Source organism: Alcaligenes faecalis (genome assembly GCF_002443155.1).
In the GTDB taxonomy this organism is placed as follows: domain Bacteria; phylum Pseudomonadota; class Gammaproteobacteria; order Burkholderiales; family Burkholderiaceae_B; genus Alcaligenes; species Alcaligenes faecalis.
Window position 1 is genome coordinate 2,914,111 of sequence record NZ_CP023667.1, and the last position, 25,417, is coordinate 2,939,527.

19 protein-coding genes are annotated in these 25,417 nt (G+C 57.0%); 6 read left to right on the forward strand and 13 right to left on the reverse strand.

Annotated features, from left to right (window positions below):
• Nucleotides 1–93 precede the first annotated feature (93 nt).
• From CPY64_RS13695 to CPY64_RS13710, 4 genes are all read right to left on the reverse strand, one after another.
• Nucleotides 94–696 (reverse strand): N-carbamoylsarcosine amidohydrolase, encoded by a 603-nt coding sequence (locus CPY64_RS13695; RefSeq protein ID WP_026485445.1) that lies wholly within the window; start codon nt 694–696, stop codon nt 94–96.
• A 7-nt stretch (nt 697–703) separates the two neighbouring features.
• A complete protein-coding gene (locus tag CPY64_RS13700) occupies nt 704–1,756 on the reverse strand; it encodes a 2,5-dihydroxypyridine 5,6-dioxygenase NicX family protein (RefSeq protein ID WP_042488842.1) in 1,053 nt (350 codons plus the stop codon).
• 81 nt (nt 1,757–1,837) lie between these two features.
• Entirely contained in the window at nt 1,838–2,662 is an 825-nt protein-coding gene (locus tag CPY64_RS13705) for an alpha/beta fold hydrolase (protein WP_042488844.1), read from the reverse strand.
• 61 nt (nt 2,663–2,723) lie between these two features.
• Nucleotides 2,724–4,982 (reverse strand): xanthine dehydrogenase family protein molybdopterin-binding subunit, encoded by a 2,259-nt coding sequence (locus CPY64_RS13710; protein WP_042488848.1) that lies wholly within the window; start codon nt 4,980–4,982, stop codon nt 2,724–2,726.
• Nucleotides 4,983–5,382: 400 nt separating this feature from the next.
• Here CPY64_RS13710 and CPY64_RS13715 point away from each other — a divergent pair, with 400 nt between their 5' ends.
• Both CPY64_RS13715 and CPY64_RS13720 read left to right on the forward strand, forming a co-directional pair.
• On the forward strand, nt 5,383–5,859 hold the full coding sequence (locus tag CPY64_RS13715; RefSeq protein WP_035273699.1) for a (2Fe-2S)-binding protein: 477 nt from the start codon (nt 5,383–5,385) through the stop codon (nt 5,857–5,859).
• The gene (locus CPY64_RS13720; protein WP_052363037.1) at nt 5,856–8,696 is read left to right on the forward strand and encodes a c-type cytochrome; all 2,841 of its coding nucleotides are present in this window, start codon (nt 5,856–5,858) and stop codon (nt 8,694–8,696) included. The genes CPY64_RS13715 and CPY64_RS13720 overlap by 4 nt, the downstream gene beginning before the upstream one ends.
• Before the next feature lie 142 nt (nt 8,697–8,838).
• Here the strand turns inward: CPY64_RS13720 and CPY64_RS13725 are convergent, their stop codons facing one another.
• The 6 genes from CPY64_RS13725 to CPY64_RS13750 all read right to left on the reverse strand — a co-directional run bounded on the left by CPY64_RS13725 (nt 8,839) and on the right by CPY64_RS13750 (nt 15,161).
• Nucleotides 8,839–9,387 (reverse strand): DUF924 family protein, encoded by a 549-nt coding sequence (locus CPY64_RS13725; RefSeq protein ID WP_042488850.1) that lies wholly within the window; start codon nt 9,385–9,387, stop codon nt 8,839–8,841.
• Between the two features lie 48 nt (nt 9,388–9,435).
• Nucleotides 9,436–10,215 (reverse strand): ABC transporter ATP-binding protein, encoded by a 780-nt coding sequence (locus tag CPY64_RS13730; protein WP_042488853.1) that lies wholly within the window; start codon nt 10,213–10,215, stop codon nt 9,436–9,438.
• Nucleotides 10,212–10,979 (reverse strand): ABC transporter ATP-binding protein, encoded by a 768-nt coding sequence (locus tag CPY64_RS13735; protein ID WP_035273692.1) that lies wholly within the window; start codon nt 10,977–10,979, stop codon nt 10,212–10,214. The genes CPY64_RS13730 and CPY64_RS13735 overlap by 4 nt, the downstream gene beginning before the upstream one ends.
• Nucleotides 10,976–12,871 carry an ABC transporter permease gene (locus CPY64_RS13740; RefSeq protein WP_042488856.1) on the reverse strand — a complete coding sequence of 632 codons (1,896 nt, stop codon included), beginning with the start codon at nt 12,869–12,871 and terminating at the stop codon, nt 10,976–10,978. Before CPY64_RS13740 ends, CPY64_RS13735 begins: the two co-directional genes overlap by 4 nt.
• Before the next feature lie 67 nt (nt 12,872–12,938).
• Nucleotides 12,939–14,156, reverse strand: a complete 1,218-nt coding sequence (locus tag CPY64_RS13745) for an ABC transporter substrate-binding protein (RefSeq protein WP_042488859.1) — start codon at nt 14,154–14,156, stop codon at nt 12,939–12,941.
• Nucleotides 14,157–14,573: 417 nt separating this feature from the next.
• Nucleotides 14,574–15,161 (reverse strand): hypothetical protein, encoded by a 588-nt coding sequence (locus CPY64_RS13750; RefSeq protein ID WP_042488862.1) that lies wholly within the window; start codon nt 15,159–15,161, stop codon nt 14,574–14,576.
• 189 nt (nt 15,162–15,350) lie between these two features.
• Between CPY64_RS13750 and CPY64_RS13755 the strand changes: the two genes are divergently transcribed.
• Nucleotides 15,351–17,783 (forward strand): penicillin acylase family protein, encoded by a 2,433-nt coding sequence (locus tag CPY64_RS13755; protein ID WP_042488864.1) that lies wholly within the window; start codon nt 15,351–15,353, stop codon nt 17,781–17,783.
• 72 nt (nt 17,784–17,855) lie between these two features.
• On the opposite strand, the gene CPY64_RS13760 is transcribed toward CPY64_RS13755, so the two are convergent.
• Entirely contained in the window at nt 17,856–18,968 is a 1,113-nt protein-coding gene (locus CPY64_RS13760) for a GGDEF domain-containing protein (protein WP_042488867.1), read from the reverse strand.
• Nucleotides 18,969–19,082: 114 nt separating this feature from the next.
• Nucleotides 19,083–19,997 carry a LysR family transcriptional regulator gene (locus CPY64_RS13765; protein ID WP_042488869.1) on the reverse strand — a complete coding sequence of 305 codons (915 nt, stop codon included), beginning with the start codon at nt 19,995–19,997 and terminating at the stop codon, nt 19,083–19,085.
• A 106-nt stretch (nt 19,998–20,103) separates the two neighbouring features.
• Between CPY64_RS13765 and CPY64_RS13770 the strand changes: the two genes are divergently transcribed.
• Both CPY64_RS13770 and CPY64_RS13775 read left to right on the forward strand, forming a co-directional pair.
• Nucleotides 20,104–21,693, forward strand: coding sequence for a sulfatase family protein (locus CPY64_RS13770; RefSeq protein WP_042488871.1), 1,590 nt, complete (start codon nt 20,104–20,106; stop codon nt 21,691–21,693).
• Between the two features lie 37 nt (nt 21,694–21,730).
• Nucleotides 21,731–22,702, forward strand: a complete 972-nt coding sequence (locus CPY64_RS13775; protein WP_042488873.1) for a Bug family tripartite tricarboxylate transporter substrate binding protein — start codon at nt 21,731–21,733, stop codon at nt 22,700–22,702.
• Nucleotides 22,703–23,228: 526 nt separating this feature from the next.
• Here the strand turns inward: CPY64_RS13775 and CPY64_RS19120 are convergent.
• Nucleotides 23,229–23,438 (reverse strand): hypothetical protein, encoded by a 210-nt coding sequence (locus tag CPY64_RS19120; protein ID WP_162178867.1) that lies wholly within the window; start codon nt 23,436–23,438, stop codon nt 23,229–23,231.
• 416 nt (nt 23,439–23,854) lie between these two features.
• Here CPY64_RS19120 and CPY64_RS13785 point away from each other — a divergent pair, with 416 nt between their 5' ends.
• A complete protein-coding gene (locus tag CPY64_RS13785) occupies nt 23,855–24,883 on the forward strand; it encodes an IS110 family RNA-guided transposase (protein ID WP_042489560.1) in 1,029 nt (342 codons plus the stop codon).
• The last annotated feature ends 534 nt before the right edge of the window (nt 24,884–25,417 follow it).

Below are 25,417 nucleotides of genomic sequence, written 5' to 3' on the forward strand. Positions count from 1 at the left end.
ACAGCAACTATAAAAAAGCCCCCGAGAGTCGTTCGACTCCCAGGGGCGCAGGTCCGACAGCCTGCCCCCAAGCGGCAGACTACCGATACTCGATCAAAGACCGATCAACTTCATCGCTTCTTCACGTGTTGCCACGGTGGCGTACTTCTGACGCATATCGAACAGGTTCGCCTCGTGAGGGCCAATTGCACGGTCACCCACGCAATCCGATACCACCAAGGGGCGGAAACCCAGTTGCATTGCATCGACCACGCTGGAACGCACGCAACCACTGGTAACCGCACCGGCAACCAGCAGCGTTTGCACACCACGTTGCGTCAACCATGCCGCCAAGGGTGTACCGAAAAACGCCGACGGCACGTTCTTACGAACGATGAACTCACCGGGTGCAGGAGCCAGTTCCGGCACGATATGGCTGTTGTGGGCGTCTTCGGTCAGACCCAGCATGCCAGGGACTTTGATGCTGAAAATGTTGTTATCAGCGCCATCATCGGCATACACGATGCGGGTGTGAGCCACCGGCCAGCCCTGTTCACGAGCCGTTGCCAGCAGCTTCTGTGTGTTCTCGATAGCTTCAGGAATATTGCCGCCACCAAACACGGCAGGATCTGCAAAGCCGTTCACCAGATCAATAATCAACAAGCCGTAAGGAGCTTTAGGCTCCAGCGTCGACCCAAAACCTTGTTGAGCGTACACCGCTCCTTCATTCGTACTCACCAACGCCTCCGTCCAGTACTTTGCCATCACGCACCACAGCGCGGCCATCCAGGCTGACCGTGCAATTGCGCAAAGGAATATCAATGTGGCAGGCCGTCGTGCGATTGCCGCCAGCCTCGTTGTTCGGGCCCAAGGAGAACAGGAAGTTACCCTCGAACGCACGGGCATCCATGCCAATGGTGTTCTCACGCGAGTACAGACCCAAAGTGGACCAGTGAGCGCGTGGCTGCAAACCCCAACCAATGTGGGAAATCGCATAACCTTCGGGATCGTTGAAGGTCTTCATGTATTCGTCCAGCAGCTCGGCTTCGACACCACCTTCAATCTTGGTGGCATAGCCGTTTTCCACGGTCAGAATGATCTGCTCGGTAGAGTATTTCTTCTGTGGCAACAGGATGTCGCCCTTGTCGATCACGATGGTGCCGTTGGTGCCCAACTCATTCGGCCAGGTCAGCACAAAACCGCTGGGCCAGTGGTCCCAACGACCGGGCTCATCCACAAAACCGTACTCGCGAATCGCCGGGAACTCACCCAGCGGGCAACGCAGGTTCGTACCGGCAGGAGAGGTGATGCTCATTTCCTTGGCGGCCTTGATCAAAGCGGCCGCAGCGGTCACGCGTGCGCGATCTGCTTCGGTTGGCACAGTACGAACCAGAATTTCGGGTGGCTCCACCGCCAAGAGGATCTTGGTGCCCGACTTCAGAATGTCGATCTGCTCGGGCGAGAACAACAGGGTCATCAGGTCCAGAACCAGATCACTGGCCTTCAAGGCTGCGATCGCCGCTTCGTTACCCGTCAGCGGGGTCGTACCCAAGTACGCCAGCGAGTCACGGCTCAAGGCTTTTTCCGCGTTGACCGGCAACAAGTCCAAGCGATTCACAATCGCGCCCATGGACTGAGCGGCAATCTGCGCGCACTGCATGGTCTGCGGGTGAGTGGTCGAGCTGGTCAGCAAGGTCACGGTTTGACCCGCTTGCAGCTTGGACAGGCGCAGCACTTCTTGCCATGCCTCGATAAGTTGATAATCACTAACTGCCATCTTGTCTCTCCTTGTGAGAGGCTCCGGCACTGACGCGGAACCTCTGCATCACGACGGGCCGCCCATGCGACCCTTTCAACATCACACCAGGCGTTGGCCCAGGAAATCACCGAAAGCTTCGTAGAAGCCTGCTTCGTTATCCCAAGGAATCATGTGACCGGCATTAGGCACGCGAACGTGCTGAACGCCAGATGCCAGTTGCTGAATCTCGGCCACATCTTCATCGCGCACCACATCGCCGCGCTCGGCTGTCATCAGCAAGGCAGGTACTGTCAAATGCGGGAAGTCGACATGAATATCGTCGGTGTGGAAACCCTCAAAGCTGGCCAGAATGGCAGGCTCGTGGCAGGTGTGCAGCCACTGAGCACGCAATTGCAATTGCTCTTTGGTCCAGGTCGGGCAGAAGGCACGCATGTCGTCAGCCGTGCAGCCCTTGCGAGCCATCGCCATGGAATCCACGTACCAGGGCAACTTGGAGGGATAAGCGCGACGACCTGGGCCGGACACTGGCGGATCAACCATCACCAGACGGTTCAGGCCATCGCTGTTCTTGTGAGCGGCACGCAAACCAATGCGGGCACCCATGGAGTGACCGACCACGATGTAGTCCTTCAGGCCCAGCGCCTGAGCCAGTGCAATCAAGTCATCCGCCTGCGCATCCAGGCTGTAATCCATGCCTTCAGCCGCTTCGCTCAAGCCGCGACCACGCACGTCTTGAATGTAGGTATCAAAGTGCTTGCCGAACTGCTCGCCCACAAACCCCCAGGTCACTGCCGGGCTGGTGATGCCGGGAACGATGATGACGGCTGGCCGCTGATCACGACCCTCGCTCGAACCACCGTAACGCAGGTAATGCTGACGAATGCCATTGGCGTGAACATGGCCGCCGTAAAGAAAGGTACTCATTAATCTGTCCTTGGATTGAAACCGTCAGGCCCTAAGCCCGACCCATGAAAACTGCTGCTGCCTAGGCCATTTGAGACATAGCAGCCAGCGCGGCCCGGACCACATCCGGTGTGAAAGGCACCTGCCGAAAACGTCGGCCAGTTGCATCAAACAAAGCATTGGCAATGGCCGAGGCACAGGGCACGGAGGCGGATTCGCCCGACCCCATAGGCAGCTCGGACTGCCTGTCCATCAAAACCACCTCAATAGGCGGGATACGCGGGAAATCAACAATGGGATAGGCGCCCCACTCCGCACTGACCACGCCTTGTGCGTTAAAGCGCACCTGTTCATACAAAGTGCGGCTCAAGGACTGAATCACATTGCCGTGAATCTGGTGACGCACACCGGCCGGGTTCACCATCTGCCCGGTATCCTGACCTACATAAATCTGCTGAACGTCGATCACGCCCGTTTCTATATGGACCCGCAAATCCAGTAACCATGCTGACCATGCCGCCCCAAAACCAGGGAACTTGCTGTGTATATAACGGGCGTACGACAGACCACGGCCATACAAATAACCCTGCTCATCTGGCTGCCCGCGCGAACCACGCTGCCCGATCTGCCATTGCCCCTTATCCGCCACCGCCTGCAGCAGCTCCTGAGCACGTTCATCCTGATCCAGATAACGCAGGCGATAGATCAAGGGGTCCACACCGGCTTCCACTGCCAGCTCGTCCAGAAAGCAGTCATGCGCAAAAGAGTTGGGCATGGCCGACACGCCGCGCAACCAGGAAGCACGCACAATCGCGGGCATGTCCTGACACACAATGCGCTGCTTGGGATAGCTGTAAGGCGGTACTGCCGTGCGATCCCCCATTTCCAATTGACGTGGGGCCGCCGACTCCCGCCCCGTCAGCAAGAGCGCCAGGTTCGGCGCATCGTTGGAGGGGTAATGGGTCACAAAATCGTAATGACGCAGTTGTCCTTCGGCATCAATGGAGCCTTCCACATCCATCAGCTGAGCAGCGCCTTTAGGCTCCCAGCCGTGTTCTTGTTCACGCGTCAGTTGCACACGTACCGGCGCACCGACGGCTCGTGACAAGAGCAAGGCGTCCGCACATACATCGTCAGCGCAATTACGGCCATAGCAACCGGCTGCTTCATGGCGGATGATCTCCAGGCCGGCTTCGTCCTCGTCCAGCAACTGACTCAAGTGGACACGCAACATATGCGGGTTCTGCGAGCCTGACCAGATTCGGCTATGGCCGGGCTGGTAGTCCGCCACGGCGCAAGACGGGCCAATGGAGGCATGCAGCTGAAAAGGCCAGACATAGGTACGCTTCAAGCGTTTGCCCTCTGGCGGCAGTTCATCAAAATCCGGCCCTTTATCCGCCAGCAAGCGCTCCGTCATGGGCTGACGACGAATCAGCTGCTCCAGATTATTCATATCCTCCAAAGGAGGAATCGCTTTCCAGCGCACGTTCAATTCACGGGCGGCGCGCATGGCGTGTTCTTCACGACGTGCGACCACACCAATAAAGTCGCCAATCACCACGACACGCACATCGTCGGCAATATGACGGATGGACTCCTCGTCCACGGATTCCAGGCTGCGACCAATGAAGTCGCCGCTATCGCGCCCTATATAAGGAGGACGCACGACACGACCATGCAACATGCCGGGCACGCGCACATCGTGTACATACACCCACTGCCCCGCGACCTTGCCCGGAATATCGACACGCGCCTGGGCTGTCCCTACAATGCGCAATTGCTCGGCCGGTTTGGTGGGAGTTTCTTTATCCAGATAGGCCCGCAGTTCCAGACCCTCCAGCAGTTTCCAGTACGTCAGGCTGCGCCCGTCCGGGGCAATGATGGTGCCGTCTTCCACGCGTAATTGATCGGCAGGCAGTGCCCAGCGTTCTGCGGCTTGTGCCAGCAGCAATTGACGTGCTTGAGCCGCCGCCTTGCGCAGCGGTACAGCATGAATCTGAATCGAAGCACTGGCGATGGTGGGGCCTTGATTGGGCACAGCATCGGTATGGCCCAGCACCATTTGCACGCGCGTCATGGGCACATCCAGCTCGTCGGCCACGATCTGACTTAGCGCAGTTTGAATACCGGTGCCCAGGTCCACGTGCCCGTTAAAAGCGCGCACCCAGCCCTGTTCGGACACGGCGACAAAGACATCATCGTGCGCCTGCAAGTACTCGGACACCACGCCGGGCTGGCCGGGCGAAGGCTTGGGAGGCCGTGCCGGTGCCGCTAAAATCAGCAAGGTGCCGGACGCCCTGAGCAAGTCCTGCTGCTGGTGGCGCGGCGCATCGTAAGACATCACACTCTCCTGGCTGGGCTTTCTATAAGGGTCTGGAAACCGGCAAACAGGGAGCCCTCCCTGAAAACCTGCCTGAGGCGTACCCTGGCAAAACATCGATTACCAGCGTACACGCCCTAATAAAATCAAATACAGTGCGCTGAAACCCATTTATCGCAACTACTATAAAGAGAAAATCAAGGGCTTAATAATCAGTGTAAACCCTATATTAAATAAGATTAGACCGAATTTCGAACGTCTTCCCCAGAGAGCTTTGATTGATACCTCAAGGGAGTAGTAGAATCTATTTACTCGATAAATTAAAGTGTATACACTTAATTTAAGCATATCAATACCGAGCTGATAAAAGCACCGCACACGCTGTTCGACAACAAGGTGCGATCTCCCTAAGGTGAAACCCATGAACCCTTGTACTCGCCCGCATACCTTGCGGGTCAATCAAGAGACCCACATCATCGAGGTGGAACCCGATACGCCACTGCTTTATGTATTGCGTAACGACCTTGAACTGAATGGCCCCAAGTTTGGTTGCGGCCTGGGTGAATGTGGCGCCTGTACGGTGCTGGTCGATGGGGTGGCCGCCCGCTCCTGTGTCGTGCCGGTCAGCCTGGTAGAAAACCGCCAGATCACTACGTTAGAAGGCCTGGCCCGGAATGGCCAGCCTAATGATGTTCAGCAGGCATTTATAGATTGCCAGGCTGCGCAATGCGGCTACTGCCTCAATGGCATGGTCATGACCGTGCAGGCCCTGCTGGAACGCAATCCGCAAGCCACCGAAGAGCAAATTCGGGACGAACTGCGCTATAACCTGTGCCGTTGCGGCACGCACGTAGAAATCATGCAAGCCGCCGTACGCGTCGCAAAGGCCCGGCAATGAGTCATTCAGTACAAGACCTTTCCCGAGCGCTGTGGCCCGAACTGCCTGCGGGCACCAGCTTGCTGCATGGCGCTGTGGTACGCCCCCCTTACTGGTCCTATGAAAACGGGCAGTATCTGGGCGCTGAATTACAAACGGTAGACCAACAAGCTGCCCTGCAAGTACCCGGCGTTGTAGCCTGTGTGCATATGGGCAATTTCCTGGGTGTGCTGGCGGTACAAGCCGAGCAGGCTCAACAAGGCGCCGCCTTGCTGGATACGCGCTGGGCCACGCCTGTCGCTGCAAACCAGGCTGCCCTGCCAGCCGATGAGACTGTTGCCGCGACACTGGGCACCCCCGATCAAAGCTATGAGTGGCACTCTGCCGCCGAGCATCAGGAAACTGCCTGGGCTCGTGCCTGTTATCAGGACAAGCAGCTTTATGTTTGGGCGCATACGCAGCGCCCCGCTGCCCTGCTGATTGAGCTGCAAGCCTTGAGCGGCCTGCCCAGTGAACAGATCCATTTGCAGGATATTGCCGGCAATCAGGCCGATGCTTACGACTGCGCCATGGATGCGGCAGTCATGGCCTTTGGCCGCCCCCAGGCCGTGCAAGTTCGTGCCAGCCACAGCGAAGTCACCATTCGCCTGAGCGTCTATAAAGGCACCGCAGAGCGAAACGACTTGAATGCCCATTTGCGGGCGACCCGCTGGCAACTGAACACCTTGTCCGGTGCACGTCCTTCGCTGGCGGCCATTCTTTGCGGCCAGCCAGGTTTGCCCAGCAGCGGTCCGGACGTAAAGAGCGATTACTTTTCTGCACCCACGCCTAACTATGATGGCGCGGCCGCCAGCAGTGACCCCGACAGTCTGGCCCAGGCCACAGTCTTTGCCCAGGAGTCGCAGTTCGATCAGGACTGCCACAGCCTGGGTCTGGACCCTTTGGAGGCACGACTGGAACAAGTCAGCAGCCCCCAAGGTCGAGAACTGCTGCAACGGGTTGCCGAGCAGTCGGACTGGTCCGAGCCCTTGCCCGCCCATCAAGGCCCTTTGCGCAAGGGTCGCGGGCTGGCCTACAGCCATATTGTTGAAAACGTCCCCGGACAGGCTGCAAGAGAACAGTGGTCCGCCTGGGCCGTGGACGTCAGCGTCGATACCCGTCAAGGCACGCTCAGCATAGACAAGCTGACCATTGGCCACGACAGCACCGAACTGAGCAATCCCGAGCAGACCCCGGAGTCTGCGCCCGCCCTGGCCGACCGACTGGGCCGTTGGGCTCAACAACTGCTGAACAATGGCGTGGGCAAAGGCAGCGAAGGTAGCAACGACAGCCCTGTCAAAGAAACCGCCGACAAGCCCGCCGTCCAACTGGTCAAACGAGAGTCTGCCGTAGGCCAGCCTTTGGCCTGGAACCAGGGCGTGGAACTGCCTGCCGCGGCCGCTATTGCCAATGCAATTTTCAATGCCAGTGGCATACGCCTGACCAGTGCGCCTTTTAGCGAACAGTCTCTGGCACTGGGCTATCAGTCCGATAAAACAGGCAGCAGCAAAAAACGCAAAGCCTGGTGGGGGGCCTTGGCCGCGGTCGCCACCGGCACAGTCTTGAGTGCCCTGCCCTGGCGGCCCGCCATCGCGCCTGTCGGCCAAGTGGACACATCCATCTTTTCAGAGCTGGCGATTGAGCGTGGCCGCCTGGTTGCCATTGCAGGCGATTGCATGGTCTGCCACACCGCTGAAGGCGGCACACCCAATGCGGGCGGTCTGGGCCTGGATACACCGTTTGGCACTATCTACACCACCAACATCACACCGGACAAAGAAACCGGCATCGGTAGCTGGAGCTACAAAGCCTTTGAGCGCGCCATGCGCGAGGGCATTCATCAGGACGGACGCCACCTGTACCCGGCCTTCCCTTACACGGCCTTTGCCAAGATCAGCGATGAGGACATGCAGTCCCTGTACGCCTACCTGATGACACAAGAGCCAGTGAAGTCCGAAGTGCCTGAAACCAAGCTGCCCTTCCCCATGAATATGCGGCCCCTGGTGGCGGGCTGGAACCTGCTGTTTCACCGTGATCCGAATGCCTACGTGCCGGACCCGACGCAAACCGTGCAATGGAACCGGGGGGCCTATCTGGTCAATAGCAGCGGTCACTGTGCGGCGTGCCATAGCCCACGCAATATGCTGGGCGCGGAAAAAGGCGGTAAAGCGAATTTCCTGGCGGGTGGTTTTGCGGACAACTGGGAAGCGCCGGCGCTCAATAGCCTGTCCAAAGCCCCCATTCCCTGGACAGAACAGGAGCTGTACCAATACCTGCGTACCGGCTACTCGCCCCGTCATGGCGTGGCGGCGGGACCGATGGGGCCGGTCGTCGCAGGCTTGGCAGAACTGCCGGAGTCCGACGTCCGTGCCATGGCGCACTACCTAAGCAGTTTGAACCCGGTCGAGAGCGAACAAGAACAAACACACGCCGCCCAGGCCGCGCTGCTGGAGCAAGATAGCCGCAGCAATAAGGACGTGATGGTGATGCCAGGCGAAAACCTGTTCAACGGCGCTTGTGCTGTTTGCCATGACCCACGTGGTGGGCCGGTGCTCTTTGGGGCTCGCCCGTCCCTGGCCTTGAACAGCAATCTGCACAGTGAACACCCGGACAATACGATTCAGGTGTTGATGCACGGCATTACCCGTCCGGCACGGCCCACCCTGGGTTCCATGCCCGGTTTCAAGAGCAGCATGAATGACGAGCAGATGGAAGATCTGCTGAACTATATGCGGGCGCGTTTTGCACCGGACAAACCCGCCTGGACAGGCCTGAAAGACAAGATTGCGACCATACGGGAGCAGAAGGGACACCTGTAGACGAGGCTTGTCCGCAGATAGTGTTTAGATACACGGCAGATGAAATAAAGGCGGCTTCAAGTTTTCACTTGGCCGCCTTTGTTTTATCTTGCATTGTACTCTGACACGGTTAAACCCGAGCCTGGGCCAGACTCAAAATCCATCAACCCGAAAAACCACCGGCTTCCAGAAACTTCTGTTCTTCCGCAGTGGTAGGACGCCCCAGAATCGAGTTGCGATGCGGGAAGCGGCCAAAACGCTCCACCACATCCAGATGCTCTTCGGCATGATCCAGCCAGGGACGGCCAATTTCCTGATTCAGGCGCACAGCCTCTTGCTGATCGGCCAGACTCTCCGCATGGGAGTATGGCAGGTAGCAAAACACACGGCGCTCCACCGGAATCTGTTTGTCCAGGCCCTTGGCCACCATTTCCTTGGCAATCGCCAAACCTTTTTCATCGGTCGCATACATGCGCGTGGTATTGCGAAAGGAGTTGCGTGGGAACTGATCCAGCAAAATCAGCAAGGCGTAAGCCCCTTCTGCGGTCTGCGCCCAATCATCCAGCTCCCCCTTGGCCGCACGTTCGTGCCAGTCCAAAAACCGTTCGCGAAATTCCCGGTCAAAGTCATCGGACTTGCGAAACCACTTCTCTGGCCCTGATTCAACCCAGAAATCAATCACTGCCTGAGGGTTGGGACGTGCATCTGCCATGGTGTTCTCCTGGAGCCGGTCCGGCCTCCACTGTCTGGAGGCCCGAAGTTAAACGGACAGGTAAGTGCGCCGCACTTGTTCGTTGGCACTTAATTCCTGCATGGCGCCACTGTACCGTATTTGCCCCTTCTCCAGCACATACGCCCGATCCGACACCAGCTCGGCAAAATGCAGATTCTGCTCGGACAGCAAGATGCTGACACCCGCCTGCTTCAGCTCCAGAATCATGTGCACCATCTGCTCCACAATCACGGGTGCCACACCCTCGGACGGCTCGTCCAGCAAGACCAGATAGGGATTGCCCATCAAGGTGCGCGCGACGGTCAGCATTTGCTGTTCGCCCCCGCTCATCTGCCCGCCGGGCCTGTCCTGCATCTGACCCAGATTGGGAAACAGGCTGTACAAGCGTTCAGGCTGCCAGTGCGGAGCTGCTGTGCCATCCGGCCAGCGTCGTGCGGGCTGACGGCCCACTTCCAGATTTTCCGTGACGCTTAAATCAGTAAAGATGCGTCGGTCTTCGGGTACAAATCCCAAACCGGCACGAGCAATTTCAAAAGGCTGCTTGTCGTGAATGGCTTGGCCCATGAATTCGATATGGCCGTTGGAGCGCTCCATCAAACCCATGATGGATTTCAAGGTGGTGGACTTGCCTGCACCGTTGCGCCCCATCAAGGCGACCACCTCACCGCGTTGCACAGTCAGGGACAAATCAAACAAGATATGCGCGGCACCGTACCAGGCATTCAAGCCATCCACACTCAGCAAAGGCTGCTCGTCCGCCCCGCCTGCGGCGATCCGCTCAGAACCGACTAATAAGTCCTGCGTCATGCTGGCTCCTTGTTCTCGAATGTTTTGCCTGTTCCAAAGTACACCTCCTGCACCTTGGGATGCTGACGGATATAGTCCGCATCCCCTTCGGCCACCAGCCGACCACGGGCCAACACCAGCATGCGATCCGAGTGCTCGAACACCACATCCATGCTGTGCTCGGTAAACAGCACACCCATATTGCGTTCGATCACCAGTTTTTTGGTCAGGCGCATCAGCTCATTGCGCTCCTTGGGGGCCATGCCCGCTGTGGGCTCATCCATCAGCAAAAGACGCGGATCGTTGGCCAGCGCAATCGCCAGTTCTACCCGCTTCACATCGCCGTAAGCCAGCTCGCTACAAGGCCGTTCAGCCTGCGCCAGCATGCCCACCTGATCGAGCAAATCCAGCGCACGCGCACGCTCGAACTGAGCCGCCCGACGCCAAAAGGAAAACAGCTTTTTCTGATGCGCCAGCAAGGCCATCTGCACGTTTTCCACCACCGTCAGGGATGCAAAAGTCGCGGCGATCTGAAAGGTACGGCCCACGCCCAAAGCGGCAATCTTGCGCGGGGCCAGCCCCACCAGTTCCTGATCGCCCAAACGCACCGAACCAGCAGTGGGCGTCAATTGCCCGCCCACCATATTGAAGGTGGTGGTTTTACCTGCGCCATTGGGGCCGATCAAGGCCAGGAATTCCCCGGCCTGTACATCAAACTCAATACCGTCTACGGCCAGATTGCCGCCAAACGCTTTTTTAAGACCTCGTACTTGCAGCAAACTCATGACGATGCCTCCGGTGCTACGCGGCGATGCGCCCAGCGTTTGAAAAAGCCGGCAATACCCTGCGGGAAAGCCAGAACCAGCAGCAGAATCACGCCACCAAACAAGGCGCGCCAATACTGCGTGATGCCCAGGAAGAAGTCCTGCAACAAGGTGAACACCGCTGCACCGACCACCGGACCGACCAGGGTTTGCAAACCACCCAGCAAGACCATGACCAGGCCATCCACGGATTTATTCACCGCGATCACTTCAGGCGACACACTACCCTTGGAAAACACGAACAAGGCACCGGCCAGACCGGCAAACGTGCCCGCCAAAATAAAGGTCAGCCACTGTACGCGCTTGACGGGGATACCAATGGCCTCGGCCCGCAAAGCAGAGTCCCGGCTAGCACGCATGGCATAGCCAAAGGGTGAGAACAAGATGCGACGCAAGAGGAAAGCCGCTGCCACCACCAGCAGCAAGGCAAAGTAATAATAGCGATCACCCGACAGCCATTCTGCAGGCCAGATACCGACCACGCCATTGGAGCCGCCTGTAAAGCTGTCCCACTGATAGACAATCGACCAGATAATCTGCGCGAATGCCAAGGTCAGCATGGCCAGGTAAACACCGGACAGGCGCACGCAGAACCAGCCAAAGATCAGCGCCCCCAAGCCTGCAACAGCCGGAGCCAGAACCAGGGACCAGCCCATGGACAAGGCCGCCGCTTTAAACAGCAGAGCCGCCGCGTACGCCCCCAGACCAAAGTAAGCAGCATGACCAAAGGAGTTCATGCCACCTGGCCCCATCATGAAATGCAGGCTCAAGGAGAACAGAGACAAAACCAGAATATCCAGAGCCAGCACAGGCGCGTACGGGAACCAGTCGCTCATCAAGGGCAATGCAGCCATCACACCCAGAACTACCAGCACCATGACCTGGAAAGCCCTACTACCAGCACGCAAGGGCGCTTCAATCGGAGCCGAGTTACGGCTGACGGCTTGAGCTCGCCCAAACAAGCCCCAGGGCCGGAACACCAGCACCACGGCCATGAAGATGAACTCCACCACCAGCGTCAATTTCGGAAAGGCAAAGTCCACGCCAAAGAAAGTGACCGTGCCCAGAGCGATACACAGAGCCTTCAATTCCGCGACGATCAAGGCCGCCACGTAAGCACCGGGGATGGAGCCCATGCCACCGACCACCACAATCACAAAAGCATCCCCGATCACGCTCAAGTCCAGCAGCAGATTGGCGGGTTGACGCGGTAACTGCACGGCACCACCCAAACCAGCCAGGAAGGCCCCCAGGGCAAACACACCCGTAAACAGCCAGGCCTGATTCACGCCCAGCGCACCCAGCATTTGTCGGTCATGGGTCGCGGCGCGCACCAGCACACCCCAACGAGTACGGGTCAGCAAGAGCCATAGCAAGCCCAGCACTACCGGGCCGATCACAATCAGCACCAGGTCATACACCGGGAAGAAGCGCCCTGCAATGGAAACGGAGCCGTTCAAACCCGGAGCCAATGGCCCCAACAGATCTTCTGGCCCCCACACGGCCAGGGCCCCGTCATTGATCACCAGCACCAGAGCAAAGGTGGCCAATAACTGAAACAGCTCAGGCGCTTTATAGATACGCCGCAGGAGCACGATCTCCAGCAAGGCCCCCAATGCGCCGACCAGCAAGGCGGCCACAATCAGGCCTGCCCAGAATCCCAGCGCCGAGCCCCCCATGAATTGCACGGTGGAATACGCCATGTAGATGCCCAGCATGTACAGGGAGCCGTGTGCAAAGTTGACGATGCGTGTCACCCCAAAGATCAGGGACAAACCCGCCGCCACCAGGAACAAAGACGATGCCTCGGCCAGTCCGTTAAGGAACTGAACCCATAAACCCGATAAGGCCATTACTGCCTCGCGTCAGAAGTGGCGCGCCAGATGGCGCGCCGATCTACGAAATAATGCGTTCTTGGAATTATTGATTGGCCGCGGCAGGACGCCACTGGCTGACTTGCTCATCCGTAGGCTGTACATCCTTGCCATCGGCATAACGGATATTGGTCATGATGCCCTTGCCGTCCTGCTTGGCCAGCACACCCACATAAGCCCCCTGTGTGGACTGCTGATCTTGCGTGCGGTAAGTGATGGGGCCGAAAGGCGTGACCACATCCAGACCCCGGAAAGCTTTGATCATGGCTTCCGTGTCGGTAGAGCCGGCTTTTTCAATACCGGCGGCAATCGACACAATGGTGCTGTAGCCAATAATCGTACCCAGGCGTGGGTGCTCTTTGTACTTGTCCTGATAGGCTTTCAGGAAGGCATTGTGCTCGGGCGTGTCGATGGCGTACCAGGGGTAGCCGGTGACGATCCAGCCTTCCGGCGTTTCTTCACCCAAGGGGTCCAGGTACTCCGGCTCGCCGGTCAACATGCTGACCACCGGCAAGGCGGGACTGAAGAACTGGCGCTGATTACCGGCACGAACCAGACGAGCCAGGTCGGACGCAAACAGTACGTTAAAGACCGCATCAGGCTTGGCTTCGGACAAAGCCTGCACCACGGCACCAGCATCGACCTTACCCAGAGGAGTAGCCTGTTCAGCCACGAACTCGATATCGGGCTGGGCTTCTTTCATCAAGGTCTTGAAGGTGGCAACAGCGGACTGACCGTACTCGTAGTTGGGGTACACAATCGCCCAACGCTTCTTGTGCAGCTTGACGGCTTCCGGCACCAGCATGGCCACCTGCATATAGGTGGAGTTGCGCAGGCGGAAGGTGTAGCGGTTGCCATCGGCCCAGACGATCTTGTCGGTCAACGGCTCGCTGGCCAGAAAGAAAACTTTTTTATGCTTGGCAAAGTCGGTAATGGCCAGACCGATATTGGACAAGAAGGTCCCGGTCAGCACATCCACTTTTTCACGCGAGATCAATTCTTCGGCAGCGCGTACCGCATCGCCGGGATTGGAGTTGTCGTCCTTGATGATCAATTGCAGCTGCTTGCCGTGAATCCCCCCGGCCTGGTTGATCTGCTCAACCGCCAGCTCCATCCCGTTTCGATAAGGCCCCAAAAAAGCGGGCTGGGATTTATAGCTGTTCAGCTCACCAATCTTGATCACCCCCTCGGCGGCAGCGGTGGCCCCCAAGGTTTGCAACATCATCGTTCCTGCCAGTGCTACCCCTGCAAATGTCTTGTTCATTGTCTTCTCCGTGGGCTTGTGAGGCGAAACACGACTCAGCAACTTGTCTTGTTTTAGTGATTTAAAGTGTACACATGGTATTTTTGCGAGTAAATCGGCCAAGACCTAGGGATATACCCTTGAACACTTTAAACATAAAACACAGCAAGCCACGCAGAAAGCCATTAAAGCAAGGAGACCAAGAAGAAATGAGCAGAAAAAGTAGATAGCCTGAGAAGAAGAGAGCTGTCGATATACAGTGACTACACTTAATAAGCCCAGAGATTAAAACGCAACCGCCCCGCCTGGTTCCTGCGCGCGCCGAATCATGGATTTCATAAACTGCTCCATCATATCCGCCAAAGAGGAATCAAACGGCTAAAAACGCTAGAAAGGCGGATGAGCTAATGCTCTGGATTTACAGTCTCAGGGTAGCAATCAGCCACTGCGAGTCTCGTGAACTCTCTGCCCCGATGAGGGTAAATCGTATAACTGGGGCGTGCGCGTTGGGTTGAAGTCCTGCCATTGACCATCACTCCAATTACCGTTGGCCCATTCGATGGCGTATCCCCCATTGCGCTGCAATTCACGCACCAGCACAGCTTCCTCGGCCTGCCCCAGACGCGCCGCCAGCATGACGCCCGACACCCGATTCAAGGTCTCTTTTTCAGGTCTACGGCCGCCCAGTTTCACAATACCGCCCACCATGGCGCCCACGTAGGCCCCCAAGGCAGCAAACGCAATCAACACAAACTGGGGCCAGCTTGTCATGCTCAGCAACCACCAACCCAACGCGACCCCTAGGGCGGCCCCCAGGACTACACCCAGGATGGCACCCAAACCGCCCCCTCGGGCAGCCTTATCCAAGGTTCTGTCACCTCCGATTGGATACTGCCCGTGCTGACCTCCTGGCTTAAGGTAGAAAACCTGTAGATCCTGGCTGTCCAAACCCTGCCCCTGCAGGACTCGCGCTGCTTGTTGGGCTTGATCAAACGTATCAAATTCCGCCGCAATAATGCGTTCCATAACAAGGCTCCCATATAGATGTGTTCAACAAAGAGCCAGCAAGTTTCATTCCCAGGCTGCCCTCTTCTACTGGGGAAATCCTCTATAATGTTTCACCTGGAAATATCAATACCTAAAGAATTTTGACGTTATATTCTCAAGAGATAAAAAAACAGTAGCCCCCACGGCTACTCTTGAGGAGACCAGATTTTGACTTCCCCCCGTCGCTTCCCATCCCGGCTGACCCTTGGCGTGTTGACCACCAGCGTCTTGCTGGCCGCCTGTGCCAGCGCACCTGTAAGTGAGCGCAGCGTCACCATCAAGCGCGACAGCTACGGCACGCCGCATATCTATGCTGACAGCACCTATGGCCTGTTCTATGGCTATGCCTATGCTGTGGCCACAGACCGTCTATATCAGATGGAAATTGCCAAGCGCTCCGGCTGGGGAACGGTAGCGGAGGTTCTGGGAGCGGACTTCCTGGAACTGGACAAAGTCACCCACAACAATATCGACCCGGACTCCATACGCAAGCAATTGGCCGCCCTGTCCAAAGAAGACCGCGCCATGTTTGAAGGCTATGCCGCTGGCTTTACCCAGCGTGTGCGCGAGGTAAAAGCCCAGCGCGACACCTTGATGCCCAAGGAGTTTCTGGACAAGGGCTTCGAGCCTTCTGAATGGCAGCCTGAAGACATTGCCATGGTCTGGGTGGGCCTGATTCTGAACCGCTTCTTTGCCGGTACGGCAGAAGTAGCCAACCTGAATCTGCTGGAAACCCTGAAGGCCGACCAGGGCGCGGAACGTGGCGAACAGCTCTACAAGCAATTGCGCTGGCTGAATGACCCCACCGCCCCCACCATCATTGCGCAGCCTGAAGCCAAGACCGCTCTGGCTGATTTGCCCACACAGTTGCAGGCCCTGTCCTCGCAAGCAGCGCAAGACTATCTGCACAAGCAAGCCGTGGCCCTGGGCCCCACCGTGGCTGCCGGCACACCTACGGCCAGTAATGCCTGGCTGCTGGGCCCTGGAAAGACGACTCACGGCCATGCCGTGCTGTACAACGGCCCGCAACAAGGCTGGTACACCCCGTCCATTACCTATAGCGTCGGCCTGCATGGTGCGGGCTACGACCTGACCGGCAGCACTGCCGTGGCCCTGCCCGCCATCCTCTTCGGCACCAATGGCCAGATTGCCTGGGGCTCCACCGTGGGTTCGCTGGATACCAACGACGTTTACCAGTTGCGCTTGAAAGACGGTGATCCACACAGCTACTGGTACAACAATGCCTGGCGTTCCATGGAGCACAAGCAGGTACGCATCAAAGTGCGTGACCAGGACGACGTGACGCTGGACATCTACCGTGCGGCCCAAGGTTATGTCAGCAGCTGGGACAAGAAGAACAACACGGCCTACGCCAACCGTCGCACCTGGGAAGGCCGGGAAATTGAAACCCTTTTGGGCTGGGCACATGCGGCCAAGGCCAAGAACTGGGATCAATTCATGGCCCAGGCAGCCCGCGTCAGCGCCTCCATTACCTGGTTCTATGCCGATACCAAAAACAATATCGGTGCCGCTGCCTTGGGCCTCTTGCCCCAGCGCCCGGCCAGTCAGGCCATCCAGTTTCCGGCAGCAGGCGACGGCAGCATGGAATGGCAAGGCTTTCTGAGCTTTGAGCACAACCCGAAAGTCTTGAACCCGCAGCAAGGCTATATCGCCAGCTGGAACAACAAGGCTTACGGCGCCTTGCTGGCCGACAACTCCAACTTCTCCTATGTGGACCGCGTGCAGGAACTGCTGGCACCGCTGCAAGCCAAGCAACGCCTGAGCGATGCAGAAATCTGGGGCATTGATTCCCTGGGCGCACGCTCTGACCTGAATGCGCGCTACTTCGTCCCCCTCATCCAGGAAGCCGCCAAGCTGCCACGTGCCAGCGCCCTGGCCCGTCAGGCAGCCGAGCAGTTGAAAGGCTGGGACTACAAGCTGCACGTAGCCAGCAACGGCAAGCAATACGAAGGCAGCGCCCCGGCTGTGATGCAGGCCTGGATGCAAGCCGCGGTGCCGGTATTCCTGAAAGGTCGTTTGCCGGACAACGTCTACAACACTTACACGCAAAGCCTGTACCCGGCCATGGATGATCCACGCAGCGCCCAGCCAGCCGCTGCGGCCAAGCTGATCTGGAACGCCATCCAGGGTCCATCGGCCGGAGTGCCACAAACGATTGATTTCCTGCAAGGCCGTCCGGCCCAGGAACTGGTGCTGGACGCACTGGAACTAGCAGCCGCCTCCTTGCAGAAGTCACAAGGCGCACAAGCCCAGCAATGGCGTGCTCCCTCTGTTTCCATGCTGTTTGCGGCACGCAATGCGATTGGGGTGCCTTGGTCTGACCCTGCGCACGAGCGCCGCATCATGCCGTATCTGAACACTGGCAGCGCCCGTTTCCAGTATGTAATGGATCCTGCTGGCGTACGTATGTGCTCGGTGATGGCTCCCGGTCAAAGCGGTTTCATCAACCCCAAAGGCGAAGCCGATACGCATCACTCGGATCAGCTGGAGATGTATGCCGCCTTCAAGTGCAAGAGCGATGCCATCAGCGCTCAGGACATAGACAAGTCCAGCCAGGGCAGCCAGACCCTGCGCTACTAAGTAGCCAATCAAAACGGGGCCTGGAGCATTTGCTGCTCCAGGCCCCGTTTCTTTTTGCATTGCCAGACAGGCTTAGCCCTTCGCCACCACCTGATTGCGACCGGCGCGCTTGGCATCGTACAAGCGCTGGTCAGCCTGCATCAGCACATCCTCAATCACCTGACCGGGCTGGCACACCGCCAAACCCATACTGGCCGTAATCTGGAAAGGCTCGCGGTCGTGGTTATAAAAGGTTTGTGCCTGCACCTGACGCAAGAGCAAATCAGCAAAGCTCAAAGCCTGCGCATCACTGCGCCCGGCCAGAATCAGCACGAACTCTTCGCCGCCATAACGGGCCGCCAGATCATCCGGCCCCAGATGCGCCTTGAATAAAGAGGCGGTACGCGTCAATACATCATCCCCTACCGAATGCCCGTGGGTATCGTTGATCTGCTTGAAATGATCCAGATCCACCATCAGCACATGCAGTTTTTCCTGGACTGGCCCCTGTCCCAATTGACGGCTGACCGCGCCCCGGTTCAATAGCCCGGTCAGGGTATCGTGCGTGGCTTGCCGGTATAAACGCAGCAATAGCCCAAGATGAAAATAATTGGCGGTCAGGGCAACAACCAGCAAGGCACTCAAGAGCCAAAGGTCTTGCAAACCTTTCATGGTCATCCAGGTTCCAGAACTGACACTGGCCAGGACCTGCAAGGCAATTAATGCGCCCCCTACCAAAGCAGATTCCAGCAAGGTGAAGGGAAAAATGCTTAAGGTCGCCACCAGCAGGAAAGGAATAAAGCCGTAGCCCAGCACCACGTAATGCCCTGCCCCCGAGAGCGTCAGCAGCATATACGCGTAAAAAGAGGCCGGCAAAATAAAAACCAGCCCGCTTAAAACATAAATGCGGGTGATGCGCTGGTGGCCATTGAATGCCAGCCACACACACAAGATCAATCCCCCCAGGCTTAAAACCCGTATCGCCATCAAATGCGTGGGCCAGCCAGGTAAAACCAGCCAGTCCATCAAGGTCCAAAGGGGGGTCAACAAAGCAAATAACAAGCCGACCAGGATGACACGGCTGCGCAAATACTCCATCCGGGCATGAATGAAGTCACGAGAATGATATTTCCCGCTCAGTGTGTCGCGCACCGAGCTGATACTGATCGCTTGCAAGTTTTTCCAGCCTTCCAGAACTGTTCCCATCAATCAATTCGCTAAGAAGAAACAAAGTAACATAATCGCAATTTTTAGTTACATAAGTTTAAAAAACAAGCTGTCAGTTTTTTCAGGGTCAGCCATGCTGACCCTGACTTACCATCACATCACTTGAGATTGTTTGCTCATCCAGCTAATTACCTCTTCCAACATCGGTTCGCCCGAATCCTGCGGGCGCCACAACAGACCGAGCTGACCATGCAAGCGCGGGTCGCTCCAGTCCAGTTCCAAGATACACAGCTCCGGGTAGACCGGCACCATGCTGCGCGTCATGGGTACTAAAAAATCACTGCCGACCGCGACACGGGCATTGGTATGCGCGTAAGCGGATTCAATGGCGCAGGTGGGATACGGCAGGCCCTTGGCATCCAGGCTCAACTCGAAACTGCGTCGCATCGGGCTGTTCCGGGGTGGCAATATCCAGGGATATTCCAGCGTCTGCTCCCAGGTCACCTCATCTTGCTGCGCCAAAGGATGCTTGCGGCAAGCCGCCACGCCCAAGGGCACCATGCCCAGCGGCAGATACGCCATCGCCGGATTGCGGCCCGCTTCATCCACACGGCCAATAACCAGATCCAGCTCGCCCTGCTCCAGATTGCGACTCAAAATATCCAGCGTGCCCTCCTGAATGCGGATATGGCATTGCGGATCGCGCTCGTGCAAATACACCAGCAGTTGCGGCAAATAAACCGCCGCCACCATAGGCGAAATACCCAAGGTAAATTGCTGGCGAAAACCCTGCCGGTATTGCTCCAGAGTGGCACTCATGCGGTCAAGGCGATTCAACACCCCCTGCGCCTGGGAAACCAGCGCCAGGGCTGCAGGCAAAGGCTCAATGCCACGAGCATGGCGCTCAAATAAGGGCATGCCTATATTGTCTTCAAAATCCTTGAGCCATTTTGACAAGGCAGGCTGAGTCATATTGGACTGCCGGGCCACATCGCTCATGCTTTTTTCTTCGCACAGACGAATTAAAACCTGCAGATGCTTTAAGCGAATGCGTTCACTCCAGCTCATGACTTACCTATATGAAAGAGGTATATATACCTGCAAGTTATTCAATTTAACATTATGGCTACAGCTTCCATAATGGGTATACCCAAAGCTACAAAATAGGCACTTCATGTCTCAATCAGTACCCAATTTTTTATTGATTATTGCGGATCAACTCCGCGCTGACCATTTAGCCTGTTACGGCAATAAAGAAATAAAAACGCCCAATCTGGATGCTTTAGCAGCTCGCGGTTGGAGTGCTGATCGATTTTACGTCGCTACCCCCATCTGCATGCCCAACCGTGCATCCCTGATGACCGGTCGCATGCCCTCGTTGCACGGTGCTCGTCACAACGGGGTTCCTCTGCCACTGGACTCCAGCACTTTTGTCGATGTACTGCGTCAAGCGGGCTGGAGCACGGCATTGGTAGGCAAGGCGCACCTGCAAAATATAACGGATACGCCACCACTGTACCCACGTCCGGATGATCCGCCGACCAAGGGTGAAGCGCGTCCTCCCCTGCCTACTAACGATTACGGCCAGGAATGTGGCCAATGGTGGCGCGACCGTCCCGATCACGGCGTGCAACTGCCTTTTTACGGCTACGAGCACGTGGACCTGGCTATTGATCACGGCGATCAGGTCTGGGGTGACTATGGTCGCTGGCTGCAGGATGAACACCCTGAAATCGCCGCCTTGTCCGGCCCTGAAAACGCCGTCCCGACCCCCGACTACGAGTTAAGCCGTATTGGCCAAGCCTGGCGTACCCGTGTGCCAGAAGAGTACAGCACCACGGCCTGGATTGGTGAACGCACCCGCGCTGTGCTGGACAAATATGCCCAGGAACAACAGCCCTTCTTTATTCAGTGTTCTTTTCCGGACCCGCACCACCCTTACACACCCCACGGTCAGTACTGGGACATGTACAAGCCGGAAGAGGTCAGCCTGCCTGACTCCTTCCACCTCGGGCCGCATCCCCTGCCTGCGCATCTGCAATTGCTGCATCAGCTGCGTGATGAGGGCAAAGCCATCAAGCACACACCCACGCTGTTTGCCTGCTCCGAGCGCGAAGCCCGTGAGGCGATTGCGCTGAACTACGGCTCCATCACCCATATTGATGCCGAGATCGGACGCATTCTGGATCATCTGGAGCGCACTGGTCAGGCGGAAAACACCATCGTCATGTTCATGAGTGATCATGGCGACTTCATGGGCGACCATCAGTTGATGCTGAAAGGTCCTGTGCATTACCAGAGCATCATTCGCAGCCCCTTTATCTGGTTTGACCCCAGAAATGCGAAAGCGCAAGGCACAAGTGGAGCTGTCTGTTCTACCATTGACGTCGCGCCTACGGTGCTGGAGCGTGCGGGCCAGTTGCCCTACAACGGCATTCAGGGTCGCTCCTTGCTGCAATTGATGCAAAACGAAGCAGTGGATTGGCGCAAAGGTGTGCTGATCGAGGAAGAAAACCAGCGCAAGCTGTTCAATACGCCTATTCGCACCAAGCTGCGTTCGCTGGTCACGCAGCAGCATCGTTTAAGCCTGTACGAAGGCGGTCAAATCGGAGAGCTGTACGATCTGCAAGCCGATCCGCTGGAACAACATAATTTGTGGAATGAACCGGACGCGCAAGCGTTAAAAACAACGCTTTTGTGCCAATTGATCGATACCATGATGGCTCACAGCGAAACCAGTCCCCTGCCCTTGGCGATAGCGTGAGCTGAAGACCTTTAACTACCCCTATCTGGAGACATCTATGCCCACCCTTTCCTTGCTGCGCAAAGTAAGCATTTGTGCGCTGATCTTACCTTTGGCTACGCCAGTCCAGAGTGCCGAGGTGGCCACAATTGTGGTCAGTTCCGTGGCAGGCGGCCCGCTGGATGTCCTGGGTCGCATGTTGGCCCGCGAGGCCACTGAAACCACCGGTCAGACGATTGTGGTGGAGAACCGCGCGGGTGCGGCAGGCACAATTGCTGCCGAAGCGGTGGGCCGAGCCAAGCCGGATGGCAATACCTTGCTGCTGACACTGGATACGGTTGCCACGGCCAATCCGCATATTTACGTCAACAGCAAGTTCAAGATCGGGGAGTCCCTGGAGCTGGTGTCCTTGCTGGGTACTTTTGACCAGGTTCTGGTGGTTCCCAGCAAGACCGGCATCACCACACCTGCCGAGTTTCTGGAGCGTGCTCGCGCCAAGCCCATGAATTACGGTTCGGCCGGTATGGGTTCGCCTGGGCATTTGATGATGTCGGCCTTGACGCAAGATAGCGGTATCAAACTGGATCACATTCCGTATCGCAGCAATAGTGCTGTGGTCAATGATATGTATGGCGAACGTCTGGACAGCGGCTTTCTGACGATTGCTGGTGTTTTGGGTCCGATCAAGGAAGGTCTACTGACGCCATTGGCAACGTCCGGTGGCAAGCGCAATCCATTGCTGCCTGAAGTCCCTACTTTGGCCGAAGCGAAGTTGCCAGGCCTGGAGAACTTCAACGAGAGCTTCTCGTACCTGGTGTTCACCACCAAGGGTTCACCTCCAGAGAAAATCAAGGCTTGGAACGACTTGCTGAGCGATATCGTGAAACGTCCTTCTACCGCCGAGACTTTGCGGATGCTGGATATTCAAGCCTACGATTCGTCCAAGGTTTCTCCAGCGCAATGGGTGCAGCAGCGCAGTGCTCGCTGGGAGCAGATTGTACGGGATAACAATATTCGCTCTGATCAGTAATTGCTGGAATGACAGCCCCTGAAAACTGAACTGCATCCCAAAGGTTGGATCAATGCCCTGCCTTATGAGGTCAGTTCAGAACCAGGGGCTGTTTTTTTGGGACTACGTAGGCGCGTAGGTATTACTGAGAGGAGGCTTTCTTCGTGGAGTTGCTTCGGGGAGGCTTAAGGCCTGAAGGCGATGCAGCTCGGTAAAGAAGGGAGCAGGAGCAGGGAGCCGGTTAGTGCAGGTGTAGCAGTGGTCGGGCTGAGCACTTGCCGGTGCTGCGCACCGGTGCCCTTGTCAGGAGATAGCTACGGGCGCACCCTGAACTCCCGGGGTGGTTCGTCCCCCGGACGAACCACAAGCGCCCCGGTCAAACAACAGGGTGCTTGCATCCCTACGCTATCTATCTCCTGACCGCGGCAAGTACTCTGATCCGCCCGACCACTGCTACACCTGCACCAACCGGCAGACTCACACTACTCTGCTCCCTTCTTTTTAGAGTAGAACTGAATGGCTCAATACGACGTGAGGTTTACTGTTTTTACGCCCTGTTGATACTGCGGAAGCAATGGCGCCAGAAGTGGCCACCACCACCACCACCACCACCACCACCACCAACAACAACAACAACAACAACAACAACAACAACAACAACAACAACAACAACAACAACAACAACAACAACAACAACCAAAGCCAAAGCCAAAGCCAAAGCCAAAGCCAAAGCCAAAGCCAAAAGAGTAGCGCCCAAAAACCTTACAGCCTCCTACAGCATCATAAAAAAAGCTACTTAATTCCCACCCACTTTTTTCCTCAACTCCAGTCACCCCGCCTATCACCCACGTACTCAAACCAAGCTCAAAACCCGTCTGAGGCGTCCCAAGAAAAACGAAACCACCTTTCAACAAGTCCAAACCATTTCTACTCTCCAGTGCTGTTTGGGCTTTAACCCGTGCTGCTTGTTTTCTTGTGGGGCCCGGGGACGGCTTGGCGGGCGAGTCAGGGCTCTTGCCGCCGGCAGAGTGCTGGGGCGGGATGCAAGGGGCGTGCTGTTTGAGGAGCACGCTTGCGGTTTGTCCAATGGGATGGACGCCCCTACCCGCACCGGCATCCTATGTGCCAAAGTGGGCGTATCACCAACCACTTGAACCGAGCGAGGCGTCCATCATGAAGATTACGACACTAGGTATCGATCTGGCAAAGCAAGTCTTTCAACTGCACGGCGTCGATGAACAAGGCAAAACCGTGTTAAGAAAACAGCTCAAACGCGACCAGATGGCCACGTTCTTCGCCACCTTACCGGTCTGCCTGATTGGCATGGAAGCATGTGGAAGTGCGCATCATTGGGCCCGTAAATTAGAATCGTTCGGGCATACCGTACGCTTGATTGCCCCTCAGTTTGTTAAACCCTACGTTAAAACCAACAAGAACGATGCTGCTGATGCCGAAGCCATCTGCGAGGCAGTGGCTCGGCCTAACATGCGGTTTGTACCGATCAAAAATATCGAACAACAGTCCGTCTTGGCCTTGCACCGGGCTCGACAAGGGTTCGTACGGGCACGGACCGCACAGGCCAATCAGATCCGCGGATTACTGGCTGAGTTCGGGCTGATCGTCCCACAGGGAATCTCTCACCTGCATACACGTGTCCCTGCGCTACTCGAGCAGGCGAATCAGGAGCTGACGGGCTCATTTCGATTACTCATACTCCGGCTCCTGGATCACTTAAAAGAGCTGGATAAACAGGTCCATGAGTTGGAGCGGCAGATTAAAGCCTGGCATAAGGCCAATGAAGCGAGCTGCCGACTTGAGAAAGTTGCGGGCATTGGCCCGATCACCGCCAGTGCCTTGGTTGCCACGATCGGCGATGCCAAAAACTTCACCAATGGCCGACAGTTAGCGGCGTGGCTAGGCTTAGTGCCCAAGCAGCACTCCAGTGGTGGCAAGTCCGTGCTCCTGGGAATCAGCAAACGAGGAGATCAATATCTACGTACCTTGTTAATTCATGGCGCTCGAGCGGTGATCTATCGTGCACGGCAAGCCGCAGAGCCCACCGGTTGGCTACAACGACTCTTGCAGCGATCTCACGCTAACGTAGCGGCTGTTGCATTAGCCAACAAAAATGCCCGTATCGTCTGGGCGTTACTGGCCAATCAACGAACCTTCCAGCCTGACTACACGCCTGACGGCTCATAGTCAGGCTGGACTGAGCTTCCCCTTAAAAGCCACTATTAACCCTTCTCCCGATTGCTCAGGCAAACACGACATGATGGCAAGATAGGTCAGACCGTGGTTGGTTAAACCCGATGTCCCCCAGGCACTAAGCAGTGCGCTTGTCCGATTGAGGCACCAACCAGCAGAACCCATCAGGGACCGCCGCTGACGCGGCAATCAAGTCCGGATGTACGGGTGCAATCTCGACCCACTGTCCAACATGAAGTGAGTGCTTGGCAAAACAGGGGCGTCCATGTACGGGGGACAAACCGCGCTCCGAGTTCACGACCCGCCCGCCCCAGCACTCTGACAAGGGTACCCACGCGCAGCGTGGGCAAGAGACCCGCCAAGACAAGCCGTCCCCGGGCCCCACAAGAAAACCATCCACTCCCTTACGCAAAGCCCAAACAGCACGTCCAGAAGAAAACCTCCCCTGTCAGAACCAACCTCCTCCCAATTCAAATAAGCCCTCGCACACAGCGCTCCAAAACACACCAAGCCCCGATCAGGCGGTAA

Coding starts and splice junctions, on each gene's coding strand:
- CPY64_RS13700 (WP_042488842.1), bottom strand. CDS start 1,756: ATGGCAGTTAGTGATTATCAACTTATCGAGGCATGGCAAGAAGTGCTG.
- CPY64_RS13705 (WP_042488844.1), bottom strand. CDS start 2,662: ATGAGTACCTTTCTTTACGGCGGCCATGTTCACGCCAATGGCATTCGT.
- CPY64_RS13710 (WP_042488848.1), bottom strand. CDS start 4,982: ATGTCTTACGATGCGCCGCGCCACCAGCAGCAGGACTTGCTCAGGGCG.
- CPY64_RS13715 (WP_035273699.1), top strand. CDS start 5,383: ATGAACCCTTGTACTCGCCCGCATACCTTGCGGGTCAATCAAGAGACC.
- CPY64_RS13720 (WP_052363037.1), top strand. CDS start 5,856: ATGAGTCATTCAGTACAAGACCTTTCCCGAGCGCTGTGGCCCGAACTG.
- CPY64_RS13725 (WP_042488850.1), bottom strand. CDS start 9,387: ATGGCAGATGCACGTCCCAACCCTCAGGCAGTGATTGATTTCTGGGTT.
- CPY64_RS13730 (WP_042488853.1), bottom strand. CDS start 10,215: ATGACGCAGGACTTATTAGTCGGTTCTGAGCGGATCGCCGCAGGCGGG.
- CPY64_RS13735 (WP_035273692.1), bottom strand. CDS start 10,979: ATGAGTTTGCTGCAAGTACGAGGTCTTAAAAAAGCGTTTGGCGGCAAT.
- CPY64_RS13740 (WP_042488856.1), bottom strand. CDS start 12,871: ATGGCCTTATCGGGTTTATGGGTTCAGTTCCTTAACGGACTGGCCGAG.
- CPY64_RS13745 (WP_042488859.1), bottom strand. CDS start 14,156: ATGAACAAGACATTTGCAGGGGTAGCACTGGCAGGAACGATGATGTTG.
- CPY64_RS13750 (WP_042488862.1), bottom strand. CDS start 15,161: ATGGAACGCATTATTGCGGCGGAATTTGATACGTTTGATCAAGCCCAA.
- CPY64_RS13760 (WP_042488867.1), bottom strand. CDS start 18,968: ATGGGAACAGTTCTGGAAGGCTGGAAAAACTTGCAAGCGATCAGTATC.
- CPY64_RS13765 (WP_042488869.1), bottom strand. CDS start 19,997: ATGAGCTGGAGTGAACGCATTCGCTTAAAGCATCTGCAGGTTTTAATT.
- CPY64_RS13770 (WP_042488871.1), top strand. CDS start 20,104: ATGTCTCAATCAGTACCCAATTTTTTATTGATTATTGCGGATCAACTC.
- CPY64_RS13775 (WP_042488873.1), top strand. CDS start 21,731: ATGCCCACCCTTTCCTTGCTGCGCAAAGTAAGCATTTGTGCGCTGATC.
- CPY64_RS13785 (WP_042489560.1), top strand. CDS start 23,855: ATGAAGATTACGACACTAGGTATCGATCTGGCAAAGCAAGTCTTTCAA.